Annotated in this window: 6 protein-coding genes and 2 pseudogenes; 6 read left to right on the top strand and 2 right to left on the bottom strand. The window is 45.7% G+C overall.

Going from position 1 to position 6,533, the window contains the following annotated elements; genetic code table 11:
- Nucleotides 1-444, top strand: a pseudogene (locus RIE73_RS18460) (hypothetical protein); the annotation flags it as partial.
- A 123-nt stretch (nucleotides 445-567) separates the two neighbouring features.
- On the opposite strand, the gene RIE73_RS18455 reads toward RIE73_RS18460, so the two are convergent.
- A complete protein-coding gene (locus tag RIE73_RS18455; RefSeq protein ID WP_446402565.1) occupies nucleotides 568-1,728 on the bottom strand; it encodes a flagellar assembly protein H in 1,161 nt (386 codons plus the stop codon).
- A gap of 194 nt (nucleotides 1,729-1,922) precedes the next feature.
- Between RIE73_RS18455 and RIE73_RS18450 the strand changes: the two are divergent.
- The 5 genes and pseudogenes from RIE73_RS18450 to RIE73_RS18430 all read left to right on the top strand — a co-directional run.
- Nucleotides 1,923-3,190: pseudogene (locus RIE73_RS18450) on the top strand (ATPase domain-containing protein); the annotation flags it as partial.
- A gap of 48 nt (nucleotides 3,191-3,238) precedes the next feature.
- The gene (kaiB, locus tag RIE73_RS18445) at nucleotides 3,239-3,553 is read left to right on the top strand and encodes a circadian clock protein KaiB (RefSeq protein WP_446402564.1); all 315 of its coding nucleotides are present in this window, start codon (nucleotides 3,239-3,241) and stop codon (nucleotides 3,551-3,553) included.
- A gap of 66 nt (nucleotides 3,554-3,619) precedes the next feature.
- Entirely contained in the window at nucleotides 3,620-3,949 is a 330-nt protein-coding gene (locus tag RIE73_RS18440) for a circadian clock KaiB family protein (protein ID WP_446402563.1), read from the top strand.
- Nucleotides 3,950-3,970: 21 nt separating this feature from the next.
- On the top strand, nucleotides 3,971-5,347 hold the full coding sequence (locus RIE73_RS18435; RefSeq protein ID WP_446402562.1) for a PAS domain S-box protein: 1,377 nt from the start codon (nucleotides 3,971-3,973) through the stop codon (nucleotides 5,345-5,347).
- Nucleotides 5,323-6,243, top strand: coding sequence for an ATP-binding response regulator (locus RIE73_RS18430; protein WP_446402561.1), 921 nt, complete (start codon nucleotides 5,323-5,325; stop codon nucleotides 6,241-6,243). The genes RIE73_RS18435 and RIE73_RS18430 overlap by 25 nt, the downstream gene beginning before the upstream one ends.
- Here RIE73_RS18430 and RIE73_RS18425 read toward each other — a convergent pair.
- On the bottom strand, nucleotides 6,232-6,533 hold a 302-nt coding region (locus tag RIE73_RS18425; RefSeq protein ID WP_446402560.1), incomplete at its 5' end, for a hypothetical protein. The genes RIE73_RS18430 and RIE73_RS18425 overlap by 12 nt on opposite strands.

Raw genomic sequence — 6,533 nt, 5'->3', positions numbered from 1 at the left:
AAGAAAGCTCAATTAAGAGAGCGAACAAAAAAATATGCTCGAATGCTTTCTGCCTGGGCATACAGTCGTTTTTATCAGGTTTTGTCATCGATTTTATCCAACCGAGGAATAGCTCTAAAGTTGGTCAATCCAGCTTACACGAGTTTGATTGGATTGGTTAAATATAGTCGAATGTATGGACTATCGTCTGATGTGGCGGCTGCCCTGGCAATTGCCAGAAGAGGAATGAAGTATAGTGAGAGATTGCCGCGCTCTGTGTCCGCCTATCTTGGAGTGAATCCGAGAAAGCACGTATGGAGCGCTCTATATCAATTTAATAATTTTATTGGTCGATGCCCTGTAGTCAATCGTAGACACGATTATTACAGTGTCTCTAACTGGGAACCGTTGGTTAAGGCTGATATCGAGCAACAACGCCGGGTATCAGCCAAGCTTTTGCGTTAACGGTTATCGACCAAAAGTTACACCGTGGACTTATACCAAGACAGAATTACTTATGGGTAGGTTTGTCTAGGTTTTTAGAAGCGGTTGTTGAACTGCTCCTCTGAGGGAACGACAACGGCACGTTTAAGAACTGGCTGGGGGAAATCGAGCCAGGAGTTGCTCACGGGATAGCTGAGGCAATTGTGAGAGGTATTGACTTAAGTCTTGGGGAGGTAATCCTAATAAAGGAGTGACCAGTGCGGTGAGTTGAGCGTCCAATTCTCCAAAACGAATTCTGAGTAAATTTTCGACAATGAAACGCTGTGCCTGTTGAATTCCTGATTCACTATTTTCGAGTTGAGACAATTGCAGTAGAAAGGGAGTTAACTGCTGAGAGGGCAATGCCGATAAGGGAGTGATTAAAGCAGCGAGGGTAGAGGTTAACTGTCCCAAGCGAGTCTGGAGAACGTTTTCGATAATCAGCCGTTGTCCCTGCTGTAATCCCTGCTGTAATCCCTGCTGTAATCCTTGTTGTAATCCCTGTTGTAATCCCTCCTGTAATCCCTGTTGCATAGCTTCTTCCCTGGCTTGTTGCCGAGCCGCATCCAGTTGTTGCCGATAAAGGGGTGCTAATGCCATAATTAACTCCCTCTCCTCTGTGTCTAAGGGTTGTTCTTGATTGGCTTGTAAGTTGGCTTGCAAGTTATACAATAACTCTAGCGTAGACTCCCGCCGTTGGCTGTCTTCGGGTAATGCGGTGATCTCCTCTATGGCTTGCTGTTGGACTCTGCCCTTTCCCAGAAGTCTCAGCCATAGGGTTTCTGGAGTACGGGGGAGTTGGTGGATGACGACAATTGCTGTTCGGAAAGCCTGGGGGAGAAAGTATAGTCCACTTAACCAGTTTTGCTCATCACTGAAGGCTGCAAAGCTATCGAGTAAGGGTGTTGAGGCAGTGGGGGTGAGTATCCATAATTGGGAGAGTTCACTCAGATTAATGGAAGTGGACTCCCGTCTGGCACGTCGTCTCAATTCCCGATGTAGGTCAAACAGTTTCGCTAGACAATCACAAATTTGATCGGCAGTGACGGCGTTGCGAAAGGGTTCAAAGACAGCAGCAGTTGTGACAAAGCGTCCTAAAAGTCCCAGAGAGAGGAGGTAGTCATCTGAGATAGAGGTGGGGATAAATAAAACGTCAACCTCTCGCACTTCCCCAGCAATGTCACGACTGGTTTCCACTTTTCCGATTGGGGACAAGAGTTGGTCAAGATAGTCCTTGGCAAATTGGTCATGGGGGAATCGAGTCATTGGGGGATGGGAATAGTCTACGAGTGTAGAAGTTTATCTTAGATCTGACCCCTCCCTAACCCTCCCCTTGTCAAAGAGAAGGAACTCGAAGCCAGTAGTGGTGTAGCCAACCTAATTTGATGGATGACGCTGACGCCAGAAAACCGTAGGGGCGCACCGACGTGCGCCCGTGTCAACTTAAGGTGAAACCATTGCCAGGTGTGTTCATGGCGTTTGAAGAAACGGCGGCAGAATTGACCCAAAATGTCGCGTCTTTGGGTTGGGATTTGGACGAATTGACGGCAACAGAAAAACTCTCGATTGATTATGTTTATATTGACCCGCAGGAGATTGAAGAAACTGGGGACTATGATTTAGAAGCTTTATTTATTCGCCTCGGTAGTGCCATTGACGCCATCGGTGCCAAGCGAGTTGTCCTGGATACCGTTGAAGTGCTGTTTTCTGGCTTGTCCAATACCGCGATTGTCCGGGCAGAGTTGCGGCGGTTATTTCGCTGGTTGAAAACGAAAGGGGTTACGGCAATTGTTACCGGGGAAAAAGGGGAGAACTCTCTGACTCGTTATGGCATCGAAGAGTATGTTTCTGATTGCGTGATTCGCCTCGATCACCGTCTTTACGAAGATATTTCAACCCGTAAGTTGCAAATTGTCAAGTACCGGGGGTCTAGTCACGGGACAAATGACTATCCCTTTTTGATTAATTCAGACGGGATTACTGTATTGCCGATTACATCCGTGGGATTGGATCAGGTTGGTTACGGTTTCAGGCGAGACGTCCGACGGCTTATGGCTTAGAAATGCACCTGGTACAAATTCACAGTTTAATTAAAGCGTTTCAGCCCACGGTTGTGATTATTGACCCGATGAGTAATCTGACTATGGGCGGTACTCTATTACAGGCAAAAGCTTTTCTTTTCCGGCTGATTGATCTGCTTAAATCCCAACAAATTACGGTGTTTTTGACGAATTTAATCCAAGGGGGGATGCCTGTTGAGCAGACTGAGATTGGCGTTTCCTCGTTAATGGATACGTGGTTGGAGGTGCGCTTTGTGGAGAGTAATGGCGAACGCAATCGTGTATTTTTTATCCTCAAATCTCGTGGGATGGAACACTCCAATCAGGTGCGGGAATTGAAATTAACCAAGCAGGGAGTCGAGTTAGTCGATGTCTATTTGGGAGAAGGGATGGTGCTGACGGGTACGGCGCGAAGGATTCAAGAGGAAAAAGAAAAAGCCGTGAATTTGACTCGAAAACAGGAATTTGAGCGCAAGCGCCGCGATTTTGCCCGCCAGAAAGCGATTGTCCAATCCCAAATCACCGCCTTGCAAGCACAGCTAGAACGGGAAGAGGAAAATATTGAACAGATGATGCAGGAGGAGCAATCACACCAAGATAGTCTACAGCAAAACCGAGTCGCGATCGCGCAGCTTCGTCAGGCGGATTTCATTCAGGGCAATGAGTAGACGTCTGGGGTTAATCTCTCAAGTATCAACTACCAAGTGTTTTTCATTATGGAAACTCTACAAGAAATTAGCAATCAGGCATCAGAGTTTTGGCAATTGCGCCTCTATGTAGCAGGGCAAACCCCGAAATCAATTAAAGCATTTGCTAATTTGAAAAAAATCTGTGAGGAACATCTGAGTGGTCAATATCATATTGAAGTGATTGATCTACTCGAAAATCCTCAACTTGCCAAAGGAGACAAAATTGTGGCGATTCCGACATTGGTGCGAAAACTCCCGCCACCACTCAAACAAATTATTGGTGATTTATCCAATACTGAAAAAGTTTTGGTCGGACTCGATTTGCGTCGAGAATCCGAATAAAGTTAGACGGTATATGGGCAAAGTAATTCGATCAACAAATAGGATAAAATAATGGAATATGAAAACATGAAAAGTTCGACAGAAGCCTTTGAAAAAGCTCTGATTCAAAGCAACACAACGCATTACTGTCTCCACTTGTATATTTCTGGAACAACCTTAAAATCGATCCGTGCCATTGAAATGATTAAAAGTATCTGTGAAGACTATCTTTCCGAACGATACACCTTGGAGGTTATCGATATTTATCAACAACCGGAATTGGTTAAGCAAGCGCAGATTTTTGCCACACCCACCCTAATTAAAACACTGCCCCTGCCATTACAACGGATTATTGGCGATATGTCCAAGCAAGAAAAAATTATGGTGGGGCTAGATCTTGTACCGACAAACGATTAGCTATAAATTACGTTTAAATCGATGCCAGAAAAAACACGGGAGGAATTAGAACAAGAACTTCAAGACTTACGCGATCGCCTGAGTGTCGCGGAAGAAACATTGCAGGCAATTCGCCAGGGTGAGGTGGATGCATTAGTCGTATCAGGACCCGAAGGCGACCAGATTTTTACCTTACAGAGTGCCGATGAACCTTATCGACTCTTTGTGGAACAAATGCAAGAAGGGGCAGCTACGGTGACATCTGATGGAATGCTGCTCTATTGTAATCGCCGTTTAGCCGAGCTTTTGCAAAGAAACTTAGAAACGGTTATTGGCTCTAACTTTAAACAATACCTTAACCCTGCCGAACGCCCCCTCTTCCAAGCCCTATTGCAGCAAGATACAGGCAAATGCAGTCAAAGGGAATTCTGTCTCATTGCCCGTGATCAGACGGAGATCCCCATTGCACTATCGATTAATAAATTGACGATAGAGAATGTAATAATTCATTGTTTAATAATAACAGATTTAACGGAATATAAACGACAAAAAAAGATAGTTGCCGCTGAAAAGCTGGCGCGTTCTATTTTCGAGCAAGTGGCTGACGCGATTGTGGTCTGTGATCAAAGGGGAATTATTATCCGCACCAGTATGGCTACCCAGGAACTTTGTGGTAAAAATCCCATACTTCAGCCATTTGATCAGGTTTTTTTGCTGATTTTTTGCTCATCTGATATCCGGGAAGATAACAATAGGATTTACTCAGCATTTCCAACCTCAGGACACCCCTTTTCCATCGCCACAATTCTAAATGGGGAAACCTTCCAAGGGGTTGAAGTCGTTTTTGGGCGAGAGGATGGGCAAGAATTCCATTTACTCCTGAGTGGGCGGGCGTTGTTGAACTCCAAAAACCAGATCCAAGGGTGTGTGGTGACGCTGACGAATATTACCTCTCGTAAACAGTCAGAAAAAGCGCTGCAAGAGAGCCAGGAACGCTTTCGTCGTGCTGTCCTCTATTCACCCATACCGATTATGCTCCATGCTGAAGATGGCGAAGTTTTGCAGATTAACCAGGCGTGGACAGAACTCACGGGTTACACCCATCAAGACATACCCGCGATCGCAGATTGGACCCAAAAAGCCTACGGTACTCGCCAAGCCTTAGTTCGGGCAACGATTGATCAGTTATATGGTTTCAATCAACCCATTGGCGAAGGCGAATATACCATTATCACTCGTAATGGCTCCACTCGCATCTGGGATTTCTATTCCGCCCCCTTGGGTAAGCTGAATGATGGGCGGCGCATGGTGATTAGCACCGCTCTGGATGTGACGCTTCGTAAGCAAGCTGAACTCGAATTGCAACAGGCAAAATCGAGATTTCCGACACAGGCGTGGGAATTGCGCCAAGGGAATTAGGGAGTATCTTTGATGCTTTTATCCAAACTCACGCCGGGAAAGTGGCAAATGAAGGGACGGGTTTAGGGTTAGCCATTAGCCGTAAGTTTGTCCAATTAATGGGTGGTGATATTCAGGTGAGTAGTCAACTGAATCAAGGAAGTACATTCAGCTTTGAGATTCCGATTCACTTGGCTGATGCATCCAATATGGAACTTGTTCATACTCACCGCCGAGTTATTGGATTAGTTCCCAATCAACCCTCCTACCGGATTATTGTTGCTGACGACAAACCCGAAAACCGCCAAATTTTGGTTAAGCTGTTAACCTTTCCAGGGTTAGAGGTGCGCGAGGTGGAAAATGGACAGGAAGTGCTGACATTGTGGCAAGAATGGCAACCCGATCTGATTTGGATGGATATGCGTATGCCGATCATGGATGGCTATCAGGCGACGCAACAGATTCGTTGCCAATCAGACAGTCAAACCCCAATTATTATCGCGTTAACGGCTTATGCTTCCCATCGCGATCGCGCCTCGGCACTACAAGCGGGTTGTAATGATTATGTTACAAAACCTTTTCAAGTGGAAACCTTGTTTGCCAAGATGGAAGAATATTTAGGAGTGCGCTATGTTTATGCAGATGATCACCCAAACTTATCCAGAACTACTCAACTAGAGATATCGGTTAACGTCAATCAGTTAACTCCTGAACGTTTATCGGTGATGCCCCTATCCTGGATTGAAAGGCTCTCTGAAGCGGCACAGCTTTGTGATGATGAAGAAATCGTCTCGCTTATTGAACAAATTCCGCCAGAGGAAACGCTTCTAATCACAACTCTAAGCCATCTGGCTCACAATTTCCAGTTTTATCCAATTATTCAGCTAGCTCAAGCTGTTATTAATTCAGATAAGTAGTCGGAAAAAGTTATAGTTTACGGTTGAGATGGGGGAACAGGGAACAGGGAACAGGGAACAGGGAACAGGGAACAGGGAACAGGGGACTGTTTTTCCGTTATCGGTGAGGAGGGCGGGTTTTGTTTTTCCGTTATCGGTGGAGAGGGCGGGTTTTGTTTTTAATTTATCGGTGGAGAGGGCGGGTTTTGTTTTTCCGTTATCGGTGGAGAGGGCGGGTTTTGTTTTTCCGTTATCGGTGGAGAGGGCGGGTTTTGTTTTTCCGTTATCGGTGGAGAGGGCGGGTTTTGTTT

The sequence above is a fragment of the Coleofasciculus sp. C1-SOL-03 genome, assembly GCF_040220555.1.
In the GTDB taxonomy this organism is placed as follows: Bacteria; Cyanobacteriota; Cyanobacteriia; order Cyanobacteriales; family Coleofasciculaceae; genus Coleofasciculus.
The sequence above is the reverse complement of the archived record's forward strand: the minus strand, read 5'-3'. Positions and strand labels throughout refer to the sequence as shown.